Raw genomic sequence first — 17439 nt, 5'->3', positions numbered from 1 at the left:
CCCCGCCGGGGCGAGGGCCACTCTGTGTGTGCGGGGAGATCAGGCGGCGCCGAGCGCCTGCTTGACCTGGGCGAGGCTCGGGTTCGTCATGACGGACTCGGCCCCACCGTCGGCGGGAACCACCAGAACGGTGGGAACAGTCTGGTTGCCACCGTTCGCCTTCTCCACGAAAGCCGCGGAGTCGGCATCGTGCTCGATGTTCACCTCGGTGTACGCGATGCCCTCACGGTCCATCTGGCCCTTCAGCCGACGGCAATAGCCGCACCACGTGGTGCTGTACATCGTCACAGTGCCCGGCATGTCTCTCGCGCTCCTCTGCTGCTGTTTCGGTGGCAGCCTTCTGTGCTGCTTCGTCCGATACATGGGGATTCCCGCGGGCGGACCCGGGAAAGTCACATGCCGTAGAACGTACGTGACCCGGCCACCATTCCCGATTTCGGCGAGGGCCCGGGGTGCTGGGAGGGCTCGGGGTGCTGGGTGGGCTCGGAGGGCTCCGCGCTGCTCGGGGGTTCGGGGGGTCGGGGTTCGGGGTGCTCGGCATGCGGTGGTGCGGGACGTGCGGACCGGCGAGGGCACTGGGAGTACCGGGGCGGCCGTCCGTCACATGGCACCGATTAATACGACCGCGACCGCGGCCCTGTGGACAACGGGGCCGCCGGTCCCGTAGGACCTGGCAGCATGGCGGTGTGACAGCAGCAACGCACGCCTCTCCTTTCCCGCAGGTTCCGGACTCCGCCGACGCGGTGCTCGACGGGCTAGACCCGGAGCAGCGCGAGGTCGCGACCGCCCTGCACGGACCGGTGTGCGTGCTGGCCGGTGCAGGTACGGGCAAGACCCGCGCGATCACCCACCGCATCGCCTACGGCGTGCGCGCCGGCATCCTGCAGCCTTCCACGGTGCTCGCCGTCACCTTCACCAACCGCGCGGCGGGCGAGATGCGCGGGCGGCTGCGCCAGCTCGGCGCGGGCGGTGTCCAGGCACGCACGTTCCACTCCGCTGCGCTGCGCCAGCTCCAGTTCTTCTGGCCCAAGGCGGTCGGCGGCGAGGTGCCCCGGCTGGTCGAGCGCAAGGTCCAGCTGGTCGCGGAGGCCGCGGCGCGCTGCGGTGTCCGGCTCGACCGCAACGAGCTGCGGGACGTGACGGGCGAGATCGAGTGGTCCAAGGTCACCCAGACCGTCCCCGCCGACTATCCGGCGGCCATCGCGAAATCGGTTCGTGAGGCGCCCCGCAGCCCGGCCGAGATCTCCCAGATCTACGCGATGTACGAGCAGCTCAAGCGCGACCGCGGAGTGATCGACTTCGAGGACGTACTGCTGCTGACCGTCGGTATCCTCCAGGACCGGCACGACATCGCCGACCGGATCCGCAGCCAGTACCAGCACTTCGTGGTCGATGAGTACCAGGACGTCAGCCCGCTCCAGCAGCGGCTGCTCGAACTGTGGGTGGGGGACCGGGAGGACCTCTGCGTCGTGGGGGATGCCAGCCAGACGATCTACTCCTTCACCGGCGCCACCCCCGACCACCTGCTCAACTTCCGGGTCCGCCATCCGCAGGCCACGGTGGTGAAGCTGGTCCGGGACTACCGCTCCACACCCCAGGTCGTCCACCTGGCCAACGGGCTGCTGGCCCAGGCCCGCGGCCGGGCGGCCGAGCACCGGCTTGAGCTGATCTCCCAGCGCGGCCCGGGGCCCGACCCCGTCTACACGGAGTACGGGGACGAGCCCACCGAGGCCGAGGGCACCGCACGCCGGATCCGGGACCTGATCGCCTCCGGTGTCCCCGCGTCGGAGATCGCCGTGCTGTACCGGATCAATGCCCAGTCCGAGGTGTACGAGCAGGCACTGGCCGACGCGGGGGTGCCCTACCAGCTGCGCGGGGCCGAGCGGTTCTTCGAGCGGCCCGAGGTGCGGGAGGCCGGTGTCGCGCTGCGCGGAGCGGCCAGGGCCGGGGGCAATGACCCACTGCTCGACGACGCGGCGGACCTGCCGTCCCAGGTCAGGGCGGTGCTGGGCACCAAGGGCTGGCGGCCGGAGGCCCCCGCGGGATCCGGGGCGGTCCGGGACCGCTGGGAGTCGCTGGCGGCGCTGGTGCGCCTCGCCGAGGACTTCGCCGGGGCCAGGGAGGGGGCGACCCTGTCGGATCTCGTCGCCGAGCTGGATGAGCGGGCGGCGGCTCAGCACGCCCCGACGATCGAGGGCGTCACCCTGGCCTCGCTGCACTCGGCGAAGGGCCTGGAGTGGGACGCGGTGTTCCTGGTCGGGCTGACCGAGGGCATGATGCCGATCACCTACGCCAAGACCGACGAGCAGGTCGAGGAGGAACGCCGGCTGCTCTATGTGGGTGTCACCAGGGCCCGGCTGCACCTGACACTCTCCTGGGCGCTGTCCAGGTCGCCCGGCGGCAGGGCCTCCCGTCGCCCCAGCCGCTTTCTGAGCGGCCTGCGGACGGGCTCGGCTGTCACCGCCGGACAGCGCGGCGCCGCCGGTGGCGCAGGCGGGATCGAGCGGGGGGTGGCGGCCCGCCGCAAGCACCGTGGACCGGTGCGGTGCCGGGTCTGCGGCAAGACGCTGACGGACGGCGGCGAGATGAAGCTGATGCGCTGTGAGGACTGCCCCTCCGACATGGACGAGGCGCTCTACGAGCGACTGCACGAGTGGCGCGCGGTCCAGGCGAAGGTGACCGGGCAGCCGGCGTTCTGCGTGTTCACCGACAAGACGCTGATGGCCATCGCTGAGGCCGTGCCGTCCACCGAGAGCGAGCTGACCGGGATCGCCGGTGTCCCGGCGCGGAAGATCGCGCGGTTCGGAGCCGATGTGCTGACGATCTGTGCAGGTCAGGAGCTTGCGGATGTCGAGGGGGAAGACTGACCGAAACTCGTTGAGAAAATAGTTTGCGCACGCCCCAGGAACCCCCTTAGGTTCTTAACCACGGGAACAGCGACTTCTCTGAAGCCCTGACTCCGTGCTGTACTTCACCCACATACGCATGGGAACGAGGCCCTCGGGCCTCCGGTCCCCGAGACGCCGAGAGGAGGCGAGACCAGTGGCAATCATCCTGAACACCAAAATGACCGACCGCTCGGTCGTCGTCACCTGCCTGCTCGGCGCTTCTCTTCGTGGAACCGGTCTGTCCGGCATCTCTGCCGTCAGCCCTGTTTCCCTGGCGGGTCTTCCCGTCCGGGACCGTAATGAGCGACCGACCAAGGCACCGGAAGCAGCAGTAGCAATCGCGGGGATGCCGTCCTATGCGTTTGCGGCAGCCGGTGCCGAATTCGGGAAGCAGGCAACGCAGCATCACACGATGTGGGCCTTCCGTGGGCTCGAACCCTGGAGTGATCCAGTCTGATTCAGCATCAGGCAGGCGCCTTCAGGGCCGCGGAACCCCACCCGGGATCCGCGGCCCTTTTGTTTGTACTGGGCCACCAGACGACCTTCGGTCAAACAGACCGGAACGACCAGACGAGGAACGAAACCACCGTGCAAATCGAAGCGCACGCCCCGTCCGTACCGCCCTCACAGACACTCTCGCCCCCTGATGCCCCGGAGGATCCCACCGTGTTCCCGCTCACCGCGCTGACCGTTCTCGACGACGCCATCGAGAGCCTCGAGGTGCCCGTGCCCTGCCGTGCCTACGACCCGGAGGTCTTCTTCGCCGAGACCCCGGCCGATGTCGAGTACGCCAAGTCGCTCTGCCGTACCTGCCCGCTCGTCGAGGCCTGTCTTGCCGGGGCCAAGGACCGCCGCGAGCCGTGGGGCGTCTGGGGTGGCGAGCTCTTCGTTCAGGGCGTCGTCGTCGCCCGCAAGCGTCCGCGTGGGCGTCCGCGCAAGAACCCGGTCGCGGCATGAAACTCACCGGCCCCGGAACGATCGACCGTCCCCACAAGCACGATCCCCAGAAGCAGGACCCGATGACCTCTTCCACCAGTGAGCCGTCCGGCTCCGCAACACCAGTCGTCACCACCATCGGCGCGACCGCGTCGCGTCAGAACAGGACCCGTGAGATGCAACTCATTCCAGAAGCCATGGCCCGTGCTCATATGCACGAGCGCCGCAGGGAGGCCGACGTCGAACGTCAGGCCCTGCGCCTGGTGGCCGCCCGCCGTATGCAACGCCGCGCCGAACGTGTGTCGTTGCGCGCCCGCCGGGCGCTCGCCATGGCGGTCATGCAGTAACAGCGGTCATGCAGTAGCGGCCCTTGTGCGGTAGCAGCCGTCGCCCAGCGGCGGCGAAGGGCGAAGCAGCGAAGAGAAGAGCAGAGAAGAAGCAGAAGGCGCCAAGACAGCGCCGAGACAGCGCCGAGACGAGCGCAGAGAAAGCGCGGGTTAGGCGCAGGAGGCGTACAAAGGGGGCCGGTCAGGTGACCGGCCCCCTCGTTGGTGTGCCGATGCCGGTGCCGGTGCCGGTGCCGGTGCCGGTGCGGGGGTGAGTGTGGGCGCGGGCGCCGGTCCGGTCAGGTGCGCGCCTCGGCGGGGGGCAGTTCCTGCTCCGGCAGCTCGGCCTCCTCTGTCTCCGGCAGGAAGCCCGGCATCCAGGCTTCGAGTTCGTCCCGGAGCCGTACGGTCGCGCCGAGCTGGCAGAGCACTCCTATGGTGCTCAGCGTTACCCGGTGGATCAGCAGGTAGGCGGGCGGCAGATTGAGCTGCTTGCCCAGCTGGTGGGCGGGGGAGCGGGGGTCGGCGATTCTGGCCGCCTGTGTCCGCATCCACCCCCGGCTGAACCTGAACTCCTCGGCCTGGACCGGTTCTATGATCGGTACCAGATACTCCAGCACCGCCTCCGGGTCGAGATCGATGGAGTCCTTGACGAACCCCTCCTCGCAGAGCATCTCGTAGACAGCGGAGGCCTCCCCCTCGATCGTCATCCGCAGGGAGTGGCCGATCGTGGCGGGAAGCCCGCCCGGCAGCCGGTCCACGGTCCCGAAGTCGAGCACCCCCAGCCGCCACTCCGCCACGGACACGTCGGCCGGTGCCTCGTCGCCCGGCGCCTCCTCGGCGGAAGCCCCGCCGTCCGCGGCCACCTCGTCCGCGGCTCCGCCGTCCGTGGCCGCGAGGCTCCCGGCGGTTCCGGCCTCGCCGCGGCCGTCAGGCGCCTCGGCCGGCAGCAGCCGGAAGTTGCCCGGATGGGGATCGGCGTGCAGGAGGCCCGTGCGGGCCGGGCCCGAGAAGAGGAACCGTGCGAGCAGCTGACCGGCCCGGTCCCGCTGCTCCTCGGTGCCGTCCGTGATCACGTCGGCCAGTGGGATCCCGTCGATCCACTCGGTCACCAGCACCTGGTCGCTCTGGTGCACCACATCGGGCACCACCACGTCAGGGTCCCCGGCGAACTCCGCGGCGTGTTCCCGCTGCGCCTCCGCCTCCAGCCCGTAGTCCAGCTCCTCCGACACGCGGTCGCGCAGTTCGGCGATGAGCGGCTTGATGTCCATGCCGGGGATGAGTGGGCCGAGCAGGCGGGCGAAGCGGCTCAACTGGGTGAGGTCCGACAGCAGTGCCTCACCGGCCCCCGGATACTGCACTTTGACTGCCACCGGGCGCCCGTCGTGCCACACCGCCCGGTGCACCTGCCCGATGGACGCCGCCGCGGACGGCTTGTCGTCGAACTCCATGAACAGCTCACGCCACTCCGTCCCCAGCTGCGCATCCAGCACGCCGTGAACGGTCTGTACGGGCATGGGCGGAGCGGATTCCTGGAGCTTGGTCAGCGCCGCCCGGTAGGGCCCCGCGACCTCCTCGGGGAGCGCGGACTCGAAGACCGAGAGGGCCTGCCCCATTTTCATGGCCCCGCCCTTCAGCTCGCCCAGCACCTTGAAGAGCTGTTCGGCGGTGCGCTGCTGCACCTCGCGTGCCACGATCTCCGCGGATCTGCCCCCGATCCGCTTGCCCAGGCCCCAGGTGGCGCGGCCGGCGAAACCGAGCGGGAGTGCCGCCAGCTTGGCGGTACGTGTGACCGCTTTCCGGGGAAGATCAGACATGCGCCCCTCCAAATCCCAGACTGCCGTGGAGCGTACGGCGGTTACCCGGCCATTGTGTCGTGCGGAGCCCCGGCCTCCGAGGCGCGCTCCCCTCCAGTGTGCCCACCCGCACCACAGCGGCAGTCGGGGTGGGGTGCGATACGGGCCGATCGCCAGTCGAGCAGCGGCAGCGAAGCCTCCCAACGCGAGCCCGTGGACGCCGGCAGTTCGCCGTCGAGAAACGTCAGCGTGTGAGCGGCAGCGAGCCCGGCCACCGCCGTCGCCAGCCCGAGATCGCACGCCGGTACGGGGCCACGCCGTCCCGAGCGCCACTGCGCGACCATCCGGGACCAGCCCGGATCACGCTCCGTCCGGCGCAGCGCCAGGCAGCCCGAACACGCTGTGCCGCCCGGCAGCACGAGCGGCCCCACCAGTCCCGTGCCTTCGAGCACGCCCGTATAGAGATGAGGCGTCCCCGAAGTGATCCACTCAGAGGAGAGTGCGGGGTCGGGAGCGTAGGCGTCGAGCCCGTCCCGCGGTGCCACAACGATCAGCGACAGCCCAGGCCCGCCGTCTCCGCCCGGAGCGGTGGCCGACGCGCGCGGTGGTGGTCCGGGCGCGACGCGCCGGACCAGCCGACGCGCCGCAGTGTCCCGGCGCTCCCCGACGGCCTCGGCCGGGTAGCCGCCCGGCGCCACGTCGCCAGGGGTGACACAGCCGCCGTCGAGCATCTCCACGCGGCCCACACCGGAAGCCGAGAGCAGCGCCGCGAGCGTGGCGCCGACCCGGCCGCCGCCCCGGACCTGGACCCGCATGGCCCGCCGCGCCGCAAGGCGGACCGTGCCACCGCCAGGTTCCGGATGGACCAGCGAGAGCGACGCCAGGTCGGGGCGTAACCGGTCCAGCGCGCCGGGCCGTTTCCGGAGCGCATCGGCGGCCGCACCTCCCGCTGTCGCGTCGTCGATCAGTCCCGCCCCGGCCAGCCGGGCGATCAGCTCGTCCACCTGGCCGTCGGGCAGTCGCATGGCCCGCGCCTCATCGCGCAGCAGGTCCATTCCCCGCGTGCCGTCCAGCAGCCCGATGAGGCAGCCGGTTGCCGGGTCCACCGGGCCGAGCACCACCGCCTGCGCGGGAGTCACCCCGAACTGCACGGCCTGCCGGTCACGCCATGCGCGCCGCAGCGCGGGCTTCACCATCGGATGCATCGCACGCCCCCCGTCCACCGTCCGCCGGGTGCTCCGGCGGCTCCGTGGTCAGAATGCCGTGAGGTCACGGGCGGTGCGAAAAGTTATCCACAGGTCCGGTGTGCTGATACGTCGAATGCTGCACTCTATGGAATGGATCAAGGTTCGACCGCCCTGGGCGCGGGACTTCCCCCACTGACAGCGGGTAACGTCGAGGCGTGCCCGTCGACCCTCTGCACACCGCCGGAAGTCCACCGCGCAGCGCGAAGAGCCAGCCGCCCCGTGGCGCGGCGACGAGCCCGGTCGAGGTCCGCAGGAGCGCCCGGCGCAACAGGACGGTCTCCGCCTACCGGGAGGGTGGCCGCACCATCGTGCTCATCCCCGCCCGGATGTCGGACGCGGAGGAACGGCGCTGGGTGACCGTGATGCTCGACAAGCTCGCGGCTCAGGAGAGCAAGAGGGTCCTCGGCGACTCCGAGCTCGCGGACCGCGCCGAGCGGCTCTCCGGCCAGTACTTCTCCGGCCGGGCCCGCCCCGATTCGGTGCGCTGGGTGACCAACCAGAACACCCGGTGGGGCTCCTGCACCCCGTCGGAGGGCAGCATCCGGCTCTCGCACCGGCTGCAGGGCATGCCGGAGTACGTCGTCGACTATGTGCTGCTCCACGAACTCGCCCATCTCCTGGTGCCAGGACACGGCCCGCGGTTCTGGCGGCTCCTGGAGGCGTACCCGCGCACCGAGCGGGCCCGCGGGTACCTCGAAGGTGTGGTGGCGGCCGAGCGGTTGCCGCATCTCCCCGCCGCCCGCGGTGAGTGACGCCCGGTGACTCCGCAGCACCGCGTGACTCTGTACCGGCCGCGTACCGGGTGCGTCCCGGCTTGGCCGGATGTCGGTCCCAGCCGTTAGCCTGGCGCGACGGAAACACATTCGGGATGGGGGACGGTCGTTACGTATGGCCAGGCAATTCCAACGCGGGCACAAGGCCAAGGTCAGTGACCTGACAGCGGGCACGGATCTGTATGTGGGTGTACAGATCGCGGGTGCCGGGCTGACCTTCGACATCAGCTGCTTCGGGCTCGACGCCGACGAACAGCTCTCCGACGACCGGTATTTCATCTTCTTCAACCAGCCGAAGTCGCCGGAGGAGTCGGTCCAGCTCCTCGGGGCGCAGGCCGGTGACACCGAATCCTTCCGGGTCACGCTCGATCGCATCCCCGCGAACATCCAGAAGCTCTCGTTCACCGCGACGATCGACGGCGCCGGCCAGATGTCGCAGGCCGGGCCCGGGTACATCCGGATCGTCGCCGGTGGCGACGAGGTCGTCAGATACGCCTTCACCGGGTCCGAATTCACCACCGAGCGCGCTGTCATGCTCGGCGACTTCTACCTGAAGGACGTCTGGCGGTTCGCCGCCGTCGGCCAGGGCTTCGACGGAGGACTCGACGCGCTCCTGAGGAACTTCGGCGGTGAGGTCGCCGAAGAGGAGCCCGCCGCGCCGCAGCAGACCGCGCCACCCGCCTTCGGTGCGCCCGCTTTCGCCGCGCCGGCCGCTGCTCCCGATCCCGCCCCGTCCTTCGGAGCGCCGGCCGCTGCGGCCCCGCCGCCGCAGCCCGCGCCCGCGTCCGCGGGAGCAGCGACCCCGCCCCCGCTCCCGGCGCCCGCCCCGCCACCGCTGCACTCGGCGCCCACCATGGCCGCCCCGATGAATCTGCAAGGGGGCGGCCCGCCGCCGCCCGCGCCGGCGCCGTACGCACAGCCGCCCCAGCTTCCGCAGCAGCAACAACCCCCGCAGTTCGGCCAGTTGCCCGGCCAGGCGGCGCCGCCCGGAGCCCCGGGCCCGTACGGCGCCCCCGCGGGCCAGCCGGGCCCGTACGGTCAGCAGCCGGCGCCGGGGCAGCCCGCTCCCTACGGACAGCAGCAGCCGACGGTCGTGGTCCCCGGTCTGCAGGCCGCCTTCGAGAAGTACCGCGAAACGGACACAGGCCAGCGCTGGACCCCGCAGAACAAGTACCTGGTGCGCGCCGACCTGACCGTCAGTGACACCCCCGTCCTCGCCCGACAGGGCAGCATGGTGATGTACCAGGGCAAGGTCGACTTCAGCTACAAGGGAGCCGGCTTCGCGGGGCGGATCGTGGGCCACGCGACCGGTCAGGAAATGCAGTTGATGCGCTGCACCGGCCGGGGCCAGGTCTTCTTCGCGGAGAACAGCGCCCACCTGCACCCCATCGAGCTCCAGGGTGACGGCATCTGCGTCTCAGCGGAGAACGTCCTCGCTTTCGACGAGACCCTGCAGTACGAGGTCCGCAGGATCGAGGGACACGGCATCCCCGGCGGAGCCCTGTTCACGATGCAGTTCCAGGGCACCGGCACGGTGATCGTCAAGACGCACGGGGTGCCGGTGGTCCTTCCGGTGACCCCCACCACCTTCGCCGACTGCAACGCGGTCGTCGCCTGGTCCTCTGCCTCGCAGGTGATCGTCTCCAGCCAGGTGCGGCTGCGGCAGAACGCCTACGCGGGCGACAGCGGCGAGAGCGTGAACCTCCAGTTCCGGGGCGCCCCCGGAAACTTCATCATCGTCCAGCCGTACGAGGTCTGAGGGAGCCCGTCATGAATCAGCAGTTCGCGGGCTACGCCCCGACCCCGGTCACGGCCCGCATGGAGAACCACGGCAGCAAAATGCTGAAGGTCGCCATGCAGACAGGCCAGGACCTTCTCGCGCGGACCGGATCGATGGTCGCCTACGAGGGCTTCGTGCAGTACGAGCCGAATCCGCCCGCCGTCCGCCAGATCGCCCGTGACTGGATCACCGGCGAGGGCGCGCCGCTCATGAAGTGCTCGGGCGACGGTCTGCTGTACCTCGCCGACTACGGGGCGGACGTCGTCGTGATCAACCTCAACAACGACGCGCTGTCGGTCAACGGCAGCAATCTGCTCGCCTTCGACGCCGGCCTCACCTGGGGCGTGGAGCGGGTCAAGGGCATGGCGAAGTTCGCCGGCCAGGGGCTCTGGAACATCCAGGTGTCCGGCACCGGCTGGGTCGCCATCACCTCCCGCGGCACGCCGATCGTCGTCGACTGCGGAAGGGGCGAGGACGAGACGTATGTCGACCCGGACGCCCTGGTCGCCTGGTCGCCGAACCTCAAGGTCAAGGGCAAGCGCAGCTTCAAGGCCGGTTCGCTGATCGGGCGGGGCAGCGGAGAGGCGTACCAGATGGCCTTCTCCGGACAGGGCATCGTCGTCGTACAGCCCAGCGAGGACAGCACCGACCGTCTGCGGATCCGGAACTGAGGGGAGCCAGAACACCATGCAGAGCCCGCTTTTCAGCTATACGGAACAGCAGACCCAGGACCGGTACACGGTGCAGAATCCGCAGTTGCTGCGGGTCGCGCTGACCGGGCACGACGACGTACTCGCCCGCAAGGGCGCCATGGTCGCGTACCAGGGGCTGGTCGAATTCGACGGCGAGTACCAGTCGAACCAGCAGCAGCGCGCGCGGGCGTACACCGGGGAGGGACTCGACCTGATGCGCTGCCACGGGCAGGGCACGGTCTACTTCGCCAACCTGGCACAGCATGTGCACCTGGTGGATGTCGACCACGAGGGACTGACGGTGGACAGCGCCTATGTCCTGGCGATGGACTCCAGCCTGAACCACACGGTCATCGCGGTCGACAGCCAGTACGGCATCTCGGGGTCGGGCAAGTACCAGCTCAACATCACCGGCCGGGGCAAGGTCGCGCTGATGACCTCGGGGCAGCCGCTGATGATGCAGGTCACACCGGACAAGTACATCAACGCGGACGCCGACGCGGTCGTCGCCTGGTCGTCCGGCCTGCGGGTGCAGATGCAGGCGCAGACGCACTCGTCGGGGGTACGGCGGCGGCGCGGCAGCACCGGGGAGGGCTGGGAGCTCAGCTTCCTCGGCCAGGGCTTCGCGCTGGTGCAGCCCAGCGAGGTGATGCCGCCGCAGAACGCGAACATCGGGGAGGGCGTGCTCGCCCAGTTCGGCATGGGGCAGCAGGGTGCGCACGGGCTGAACCAGGGCAACGCCTGGAACTGAACGCCGGCGCATGGGTGAGGGGCCTCAGCCGGGCCCCTCACCCATCTCTGCCCTCACCGCCGCGGGTCAGAGCGCCGCGCGGGCGGCGTCCACCAGCCGACGGACCGACGTGTCGGCGACGGCCGCCACCTCGTCATAGGCGAACCACCGCAGGTCCAGTGATTCGTCGCTGATCATTTCAACCGCTCCGGGCGGGACCACGGCGCCGTACTGCAGATCGAAGTGCTGCGTGCAGGGTGCCGGAATCGAGTGCCGGTCCAGCCTCAGGGGCCCGCCCGGCAGCAGCGTCAGACCCTCGATGCCGGACTCCTCGGTCGCCTCGCGCAGCGCGGCCGCCGCCACGCTGCGGTCGCCGGGCTCGCAGTGCCCGCCCATCTGGAGCCACATCCGCAGCTTTCGGTGCAGGGTGAGCAGCACCTGTCCGCGCTCCGGGGCCAGGACGAGGGCGCTCGCGGTGAGGTGCCCGGCGCCGCATGCCTTCCACATCCCGTCCGGGTGGGCGGAGAGGTGATCCAGATAGCTCTGCCGAAGCTCCTCCTGACCCCGGTGGTTCTTCAGTACGAGGACCGCGTCGTCCTGGAGGGTGCTCCGGGAAGTCACTGGTCGGTTTCGTCCTTCTTCTCGCCGGTGGTGCCGGTCTCGCCGGAATCGTCCGCGGAGCTGTCCTCGGCCCCTGCTTCCGACTCGCCGCTCTTGGACAGGTCGGGCTTGCCCGTGCCCGGCTTGCCGCTGCCGCCTGCGGCCTCGCCGAGCATCTTGTCGAGCTCGGAGAAGTCCAGGTGCTCGTGGTGGACGAAACCGTCCGGGTCGTCGAGGTCGGACGCGGTCGGCAGCATGTCCGGGTGCTCCCAGATGGCGTCACGGCCGTCGACACCGCGCGCGTCCGTGAGGGAGGCCCACAGCCGCGAGGCGTCCCTGAGCCTCCGCGGACGGAGCTGCAGGCCGATCAGCGTGGCGAAGGTCTGCTCGGCGGGGCCACCGGACGCCCGGCGCCTGCGCAGCGTCTCGCGCAGTGCGTCCGCCGAGGTCAGCCGGGTCTTCGCGGCCTCGTGGACCACGGCGTCCACCCAGCCCTCGACCAGCGCGAGCGCCGTTTCGAGCCGGGCGAGCGCTGCCTTCTGCTCCAGGGTGTCCTCCGGCTGGAACATTCCCTGCTGAAGGGCTTCCTGCAGCTGCTCGGGGTGCGAGGGGTCGAGCTGGCCCACGACGTCCTCCAGCTTCGAGGTGTCGACCTTGATCCCCCGGGCGTACCCCTCGACCGCGCCGAACAGATGCGAGCGCAGCCACGGAACGTGGGCGAAGAGCCGCTGGTGGGCGGCCTCGCGCAGTGCCAGGTAGAGCCTGACCTCGTTCTTGTCGACGCCCAGGTCCTTGCCGAAGGCCTCGATGTTCAGCGGGAGCAGTGCGGCCTTGCCGGCCGGGCCGAGCGGCAGGCCGATATCGCTGGAGCCGACGACCTCGCCCGCCAGAACACCGACCGCCTGGCCGATCTGCTGGCCGAACATCGCGCCGCCCATGGACCGCATCATGCCGAGCAGCGGGCCCGCCATGGCCTGCATCTCCTCCGGGAGCACCCCGCCCATGGCGGCCCCGACACGCTCCGCGACCGGATCGACGAGCTCCTTCCACACCGGCAGGGTCGCCTCGACCCACTCGGCGCGGCTCCAGGCGACGGCCGTGCCGGCTCCGGAGGGCAGCGAGGTCGCGCCGTCCAGCCACAGGTCCGCCAGACGTACGGCCTCCTCGACCGCCGACCGCTCGGCCGGGCCCACACTGGTGTCCTTGGTGCCGTCCGCGGTGCCCTGGGCGACCGTCTGACGTGCGATGTCCTTGGCCATGTCCCAGTTCACCGGGCCGCCCTCGTAGCTCAGCATCTGGCCGAGCTGCTGGAAGGCCGCACCCAGGTCGTTCGGGTTCATCGAACCGAACATCGCGGCGAAGGGATTGTCACCGCCGCTGCCGGGGCCGAACCCGAGGGGATTCTGCGGGGAGCCTCCGCCGCCCCGGCTGTCCTTGTTCTTGCCCTCGTCGCCGTCCTCCGGCTCCTCCGGCGGAAGGCCGAATCCGAATGGAGTGTCACTCACGGGTTTCCTCGGCTCGTAGGGCCGTCGGCCGACTGGCCGACAGCGATTGCCCGACAACACCACCCAGGGTAGGGGGTGACCGCCCGGTCAAGCCGGGTCCGACCGGGCGGCTCTCCACAGACACCGCTGCCCGATGAGGGCTCAGTGCTTGGCTGACGCATGGGCTGCGGCAGGATGGACGCCACCTGGTCCGTACGTGTCAGTTCGCGTACGTACTGAAGACAACCGCTGGAGACGCCCGGTGAGTTCCCCAGATCCGCAGGTTCGCGCAGCGCGAAACCTCTCAACCAAGCCCTCCCGAGGACCTGTCATCGCCGTCACCGGAGCCGCCTCCGGTACCGGCGCCCTGCTGACCCGGCGCCTGGCCGCGTCGGACGAGGTCAAGCAGGTCGTGGCATTGGACGAGCGGCGCGGCGACGTGGCCGAGGCCCAGTGGCACATCCTGGACGTACGCGATCCGGCCATCGCCGAGAAACTGCGCGGCGCAGACGTCGTCGTCCACCTCGCACTCGACCTCGATCTGGAGACGGACGCGGCCGCTCGTTCGGCCTACAACGTCCGCGGTACCCAGACGGTCCTCACGGCCGCGGCGGCCGCCGGTGTCCACCGTGTCGTGCTCTGTACGTCGGCGATGGTCTACGGCGCGCTGCCGGACAACGACATCCCGCTCTCCGAGGACGCCGAGCTGCGGGCGACCGCGGAGGCCACCGGCGTGGGCGACCTGCTGGAGATCGAGCGCCTGGGCCGCCGTGCGCCGCGCGCGCACCCCGGGCTGAACGTCACGGTGGTCAGGCCGGCTGTTCTGGTGGGCGGCACGGACACCGCGCTGACGCGGTACTTCGAGTCCCCGCGCCTGCTGGTGGTCGCGGGCACCCGCCCCACCTGGCAGTTCTGCCATGTGGACGACCTCGTCAGCGCGCTGGAGTACGCCGCACTCGAAAAGGTCGACGGCGAGTTCGCGGTCGGTTGCGACGGCTGGCTGGAACAGGACGAGGTGGAGGAGCTCAGCTCCATCCGCCGGATGGAACTGCCGTCGGCGGTCGCCCTGGGCGCCGCCGCCCGGCTGCACCGGATCGGTCTGACCCCGTCGCCTGCGGGTGATCTCGCGTACACGATGCACCCCTGGGTGGTCAGTGTCGGCAGGCTGCACGACGCGGGCTGGCGGCCTCGGTGGACGAACGAGGAAGTCCTGACCGAACTGCTCGAAGAGGTGGCGGGACGGCACACCGTCGCGGGCCGCAGGCTCGGCCGCAAGGACGCCACGGCCGCGGGCGCGGCGGGCGCGACGGTCGCGCTGCTCGGTACGGCGGCGCTGGTGCGCCGGGCGCGCAGGGCGCGGCGGGGCCGCATCTGACGGCTCGGTGCCCGGCCGCGGGGGTGGCCGGGCCGCCACCCTGTACGACGCTCCAAGTAAAACGCGCCGGCGCCGGTCGAAAGGTGCATTCCGTGCCGCCGGTCCGGTGCGGCACCATGGAGGCATGGCATTCACCGACGACCACCCGGGCGAACACGCGGCTCAGGACCCCATCCGGCTCCTGGAGATCCGTGACACCCCGCTCAGCATCGACGAGGTGTTCAAGGTCGTGGGTGACGAGGCGGCGGGCGGGACGGCGCTCTTCATCGGCACGGTGCGCAACCACGACGGCGGATCCGATGTCGACGGGCTGGGCTACTCCTGCCATCCGTCGGCCGAGGACGAGATGCGCCGGGTCGCCGAGCGGGTCGCCGAGAAGTTCCCGGTGCGGGCGCTGGCCGCTGTGCACCGGGTGGGCGATCTCGCCGTGGGAGATCTGGCCGTGGTGGCCGCCGTTTCGTGCGCGCACCGCGGTGAGGCGTTCGAAGCCTGCCGGATGCTCGTCGACGAACTGAAGCACGACGTGCCGATCTGGAAGCACCAGACCTTCTCGGACGGTACGGAGGAGTGGGTCGGCATCTGACGCGGTCGCGGGGCACGGCGGCCGGGCTGCGGCACCCCTGTCGGGTTGTCCGTGTCCGCCATGTGCCCGATTTGCGTAACCGGACCCCTGCCGTGAGCGTTGGAGCAGCAGATGACTAATCTGCTGATCAGTCGGTTCGCGGCTGTTCACGGGGGTCCGGAGGTCGGTATGGGTGCGCTCGCCTGGTTGCTGATTCCGCTCTTTGCCGCGGTCGGAGCCGCCCTGTGGGGCAGGTGGGCCGCGCGGCAGCGCACGGCCGGCGACGGCGCCGAACTGGAGGGTTACGCCCGGTTCCGGGAAGTGATGGACAAGGGCTCGGAGCCCGACGGTCCCTGACCAGCGGGTCCGGAGCGATCCGCATACGAGGCGAGGCCCCGGCCCCGAGCGGTGGGGCGCAGACCCGTCCCGTACTGTCGTTCCATGCCACGCCGCACCCTGACGCTGCTCACGTCCACTCTCGTGCTGATCGCGCTGCTGTGCGGCGGAGTGTTCCTCACCGTCCCGTACGCCGAGATGAGCCCGGGGCCGACCGTGAACACGCTCGGCAAGGCCGGTGGAGAACCGGTTCTGCAGATCTCCGGGCACAAGACCTACCCGACGAGCGGCCACCTCAACATGGTGACGGTCAGGGTCACGAGGTCCGACTACAACATGAACCTGGTCGAGGCGGTCTACGGCTGGCTCGCCCACGACAGTGTGGTCGTCCCGCACAACACGCTGTACCCGGACGGCACGACGGAACAGCAGTCGACCCAGCAGAACGCCGAGGAGTTCAGCCAGTCCCAGGAGAGCGCCAAGGTCTCCGCCCTGGACGTACTGGGCATCCCGGTCAAGTCGCGGACCGTGGTCTCCACGGTGGTCAAGGACAGCCCCGCTCAGGGGAAGCTGCACGCGGGAGATGTGATCAGGGCCGTCGACGGCACCGCCGTCAAGGAGCCCGGGGACGTGGCGAGACTGGTCACCAGGCACAAGCCGGGCCAGCCGGTCGTCTTCACGGTCGTACCGGCCGGTACCGCGGCTGCCGCCGAGAAGGCGGGTGCCGAACCGAAGGGCACGAAGAAGGTTTCGATCGTCACCGCCAAGGCCCCCGCTCCGGACCCCGGCCGGGCCATCGTCGGCATCCAGGCCGGCACCGACCACACCTTCCCGTTCCACATCGACATCAAGCTCGCCGATGTGGGCGGACCCAGCGCCGGGCTGATGTTCTCGCTCGGCCTCGTCGACAAGCTGACACCGGGCGATCTGACCGGCGGCAAGTTCGTCGCGGGCACCGGCACGATCGACGACAAGGGCGTCGTCGGGCCCATCGGCGGCATCGAGATGAAGCTCGTCGCGGCACGCAACGCGGGCGCCCAGTACTTCCTGACGCCCAGCGACAACTGCGCGGCGGCCGCCGCCGACACCCCGGCGGGGCTCACCCTGGTGAAGGTGAAGGCGATGAAGGACGCGAAGCAGGCGATGGACAAGATCCGCTCCGGGCACACCGCCGGACTGCCGAGCTGCTCGGCCAGGTAGCCGGAGCGGCGGAGCCGCTCCGGCCGGGGCCGGCTACGCCTCGAACGTCACCGAGAGCGCATCCGCCAGGCCGGGGACCAGCTCCGACCCGGTGAGCACCTCGTTCGGCGAGTCCTTCACACGCAGCCGCAGCGCCGATTCGCGGGTGCCGTCCCGCAGCACCGCGACGGTCATCCGCACCTCCTGCCGGTCCGGGTGCTGGGCAACCCAGGAGGTCAGCTGCGCCTCGTCCATCCCGTCCGGTACGGCCGCCTCGGCTGACGGCGGCAGCATGAGCCGCTCGACCGTCATCGCGCAGCCTGCCACCGCGTCGGGCCACGCGATGGTGGCGAGGAACTCGTCGAGCGGCGTGGTGTCCGGGATCTCGTCCTGCTCGACGGGGGTCAGCGACGCCGCGGGCTCCCCGTCGTCGAGACCGAGCTGGGCGGCGAGGCCCGGCTCCTGGGTGCGGAGCTTCGCGGTGTCCACGAGTGCGAAGAGCCGGGCGGGCTGGTCCCAGCCGAGACCGGACGCGTACTCGTCGATTTCGAGCACCGCCACAGTGAGCGGACTGGCGGCCATCGGAGGGCCTGAGGGCGAAGAAAGGTTGGGCATGGGCAATATCCTGCCCTCTTCCACCCCCGGAACGGGAACTGGGTAAAGCCTCAGTAAGTTGCATGAGTGGGCTCTACGATCGCGGGGCCTGCTCCACACGACCGCAGACTTCGAGGTGCG

18 protein-coding genes are annotated in these 17439 nt (G+C 70.4%); 12 read left to right on the top strand and 6 right to left on the bottom strand.

Features of this window, described 5'->3' with window-relative positions:
- Nucleotides 1-39 precede the first annotated feature (39 nt).
- A complete protein-coding gene (locus OG584_RS10935) occupies nt 40-300 on the bottom strand; it encodes a mycoredoxin (RefSeq protein ID WP_405777424.1) in 261 nt (86 codons plus the stop codon).
- Nucleotides 301-686: 386 nt separating this feature from the next.
- Here OG584_RS10935 and OG584_RS10930 point away from each other — a divergent pair, with 386 nt between their 5' ends.
- From OG584_RS10930 to OG584_RS10915, 4 genes are all read left to right on the top strand, one after another.
- On the top strand, nt 687-2867 hold the full coding sequence (locus tag OG584_RS10930; protein WP_405777422.1) for an ATP-dependent DNA helicase UvrD2: 2181 nt from the start codon (nt 687-689) through the stop codon (nt 2865-2867).
- A gap of 199 nt (nt 2868-3066) precedes the next feature.
- A complete protein-coding gene (locus OG584_RS10925; protein ID WP_405783996.1) occupies nt 3067-3345 on the top strand; it encodes a hypothetical protein in 279 nt (92 codons plus the stop codon).
- A gap of 131 nt (nt 3346-3476) precedes the next feature.
- Nucleotides 3477-3845: a WhiB family transcriptional regulator gene (locus OG584_RS10920; protein WP_405777420.1), complete on the top strand. Its 369-nt coding sequence runs from the start codon at nt 3477-3479 to the stop codon at nt 3843-3845.
- A complete protein-coding gene (locus tag OG584_RS10915) occupies nt 3842-4171 on the top strand; it encodes a hypothetical protein (RefSeq protein ID WP_405777418.1) in 330 nt (109 codons plus the stop codon). Before OG584_RS10920 ends, OG584_RS10915 begins: the two co-directional genes overlap by 4 nt.
- Nucleotides 4172-4449: 278 nt before the next feature.
- On the opposite strand, the gene OG584_RS10910 is transcribed toward OG584_RS10915, so the two are convergent.
- Complete coding sequence (locus OG584_RS10910) at nt 4450-5967, bottom strand: ABC1 kinase family protein (protein WP_405777417.1); 1518 nt, start codon at nt 5965-5967, stop codon at nt 4450-4452.
- Between the two features lie 41 nt (nt 5968-6008).
- Nucleotides 6009-7151, bottom strand: a complete 1143-nt coding sequence (locus OG584_RS10905; RefSeq protein ID WP_405777415.1) for a TOMM precursor leader peptide-binding protein — start codon at nt 7149-7151, stop codon at nt 6009-6011.
- Between the two features lie 197 nt (nt 7152-7348).
- Between OG584_RS10905 and OG584_RS10900 the strand changes: the two genes are divergently transcribed.
- From OG584_RS10900 to OG584_RS10885, 4 genes are all read left to right on the top strand, one after another.
- A complete protein-coding gene (locus OG584_RS10900; protein ID WP_405777413.1) occupies nt 7349-7945 on the top strand; it encodes a M48 family metallopeptidase in 597 nt (198 codons plus the stop codon).
- A gap of 136 nt (nt 7946-8081) precedes the next feature.
- The gene (locus OG584_RS10895; RefSeq protein WP_405777411.1) at nt 8082-9725 is read left to right on the top strand and encodes a TerD family protein; all 1644 of its coding nucleotides are present in this window, start codon (nt 8082-8084) and stop codon (nt 9723-9725) included.
- A gap of 11 nt (nt 9726-9736) precedes the next feature.
- Nucleotides 9737-10417, top strand: a complete 681-nt coding sequence (locus OG584_RS10890; protein WP_405777409.1) for an AIM24 family protein — start codon at nt 9737-9739, stop codon at nt 10415-10417.
- 16 nt (nt 10418-10433) lie between these two features.
- Complete coding sequence (locus OG584_RS10885) at nt 10434-11189, top strand: AIM24 family protein (protein ID WP_405777407.1); 756 nt, start codon at nt 10434-10436, stop codon at nt 11187-11189.
- Nucleotides 11190-11255: 66 nt separating this feature from the next.
- Here the strand turns inward: OG584_RS10885 and OG584_RS10880 are convergent, their stop codons facing one another.
- Both OG584_RS10880 and OG584_RS10875 read right to left on the bottom strand, forming a co-directional pair.
- A complete protein-coding gene (locus OG584_RS10880) occupies nt 11256-11789 on the bottom strand; it encodes an NUDIX hydrolase (RefSeq protein WP_405777405.1) in 534 nt (177 codons plus the stop codon).
- Nucleotides 11786-13273, bottom strand: coding sequence for a zinc-dependent metalloprotease (locus tag OG584_RS10875; protein ID WP_405777403.1), 1488 nt, complete (start codon nt 13271-13273; stop codon nt 11786-11788). The genes OG584_RS10880 and OG584_RS10875 overlap by 4 nt, the downstream gene beginning before the upstream one ends.
- Nucleotides 13274-13514: 241 nt before the next feature.
- Here OG584_RS10875 and OG584_RS10870 point away from each other — a divergent pair, with 241 nt between their 5' ends.
- The 4 genes from OG584_RS10870 to OG584_RS10855 all read left to right on the top strand — a co-directional run bounded on the left by OG584_RS10870 (nt 13515) and on the right by OG584_RS10855 (nt 16725).
- Nucleotides 13515-14627: an SDR family oxidoreductase gene (locus OG584_RS10870; RefSeq protein WP_405777401.1), complete on the top strand. Its 1113-nt coding sequence runs from the start codon at nt 13515-13517 to the stop codon at nt 14625-14627.
- 124 nt (nt 14628-14751) lie between these two features.
- Complete coding sequence (locus tag OG584_RS10865) at nt 14752-15210, top strand: molybdenum cofactor biosynthesis protein MoaE (RefSeq protein ID WP_405777399.1); 459 nt, start codon at nt 14752-14754, stop codon at nt 15208-15210.
- Nucleotides 15211-15321: 111 nt separating this feature from the next.
- The gene (locus tag OG584_RS10860) at nt 15322-15546 is read left to right on the top strand and encodes a hypothetical protein (protein WP_405777397.1); all 225 of its coding nucleotides are present in this window, start codon (nt 15322-15324) and stop codon (nt 15544-15546) included.
- A gap of 84 nt (nt 15547-15630) precedes the next feature.
- Nucleotides 15631-16725, top strand: coding sequence for a PDZ domain-containing protein (locus OG584_RS10855; protein ID WP_405777395.1), 1095 nt, complete (start codon nt 15631-15633; stop codon nt 16723-16725).
- Nucleotides 16726-16758: 33 nt separating this feature from the next.
- Here the strand turns inward: OG584_RS10855 and OG584_RS10850 are convergent, their stop codons facing one another.
- Nucleotides 16759-17319, bottom strand: a complete 561-nt coding sequence (locus OG584_RS10850) for a PPA1309 family protein (protein WP_405777393.1) — start codon at nt 17317-17319, stop codon at nt 16759-16761.
- Nucleotides 17320-17439: the final 120 nt, after the last annotated feature.

Origin of the sequence: Streptomyces sp. NBC_00859 (assembly GCF_045161865.1) — a bacterium.
Taxonomy (GTDB): Bacteria; Actinomycetota; Actinomycetes; order Streptomycetales; family Streptomycetaceae; genus Streptomyces.
This window is presented reverse-complemented; position numbering and strand designations above follow the sequence as displayed.

Coding starts and splice junctions, on each gene's coding strand:
- OG584_RS10935 (WP_405777424.1), bottom strand. CDS start 300: ATGCCGGGCACTGTGACGATGTACAGCACCACGTGGTGCGGCTATTGC.
- OG584_RS10925 (WP_405783996.1), top strand. CDS start 3,067: ATGACCGACCGCTCGGTCGTCGTCACCTGCCTGCTCGGCGCTTCTCTT.
- OG584_RS10915 (WP_405777418.1), top strand. CDS start 3,842: ATGAAACTCACCGGCCCCGGAACGATCGACCGTCCCCACAAGCACGAT.
- OG584_RS10910 (WP_405777417.1), bottom strand. CDS start 5,967: ATGTCTGATCTTCCCCGGAAAGCGGTCACACGTACCGCCAAGCTGGCG.
- OG584_RS10905 (WP_405777415.1), bottom strand. CDS start 7,151: ATGCATCCGATGGTGAAGCCCGCGCTGCGGCGCGCATGGCGTGACCGG.
- OG584_RS10895 (WP_405777411.1), top strand. CDS start 8,082: ATGGCCAGGCAATTCCAACGCGGGCACAAGGCCAAGGTCAGTGACCTG.
- OG584_RS10890 (WP_405777409.1), top strand. CDS start 9,737: ATGAATCAGCAGTTCGCGGGCTACGCCCCGACCCCGGTCACGGCCCGC.
- OG584_RS10885 (WP_405777407.1), top strand. CDS start 10,434: ATGCAGAGCCCGCTTTTCAGCTATACGGAACAGCAGACCCAGGACCGG.
- OG584_RS10865 (WP_405777399.1), top strand. CDS start 14,752: ATGGCATTCACCGACGACCACCCGGGCGAACACGCGGCTCAGGACCCC.
- OG584_RS10860 (WP_405777397.1), top strand. CDS start 15,322: ATGACTAATCTGCTGATCAGTCGGTTCGCGGCTGTTCACGGGGGTCCG.
- OG584_RS10855 (WP_405777395.1), top strand. CDS start 15,631: ATGCCACGCCGCACCCTGACGCTGCTCACGTCCACTCTCGTGCTGATC.
- OG584_RS10850 (WP_405777393.1), bottom strand. CDS start 17,319: ATGCCCAACCTTTCTTCGCCCTCAGGCCCTCCGATGGCCGCCAGTCCG.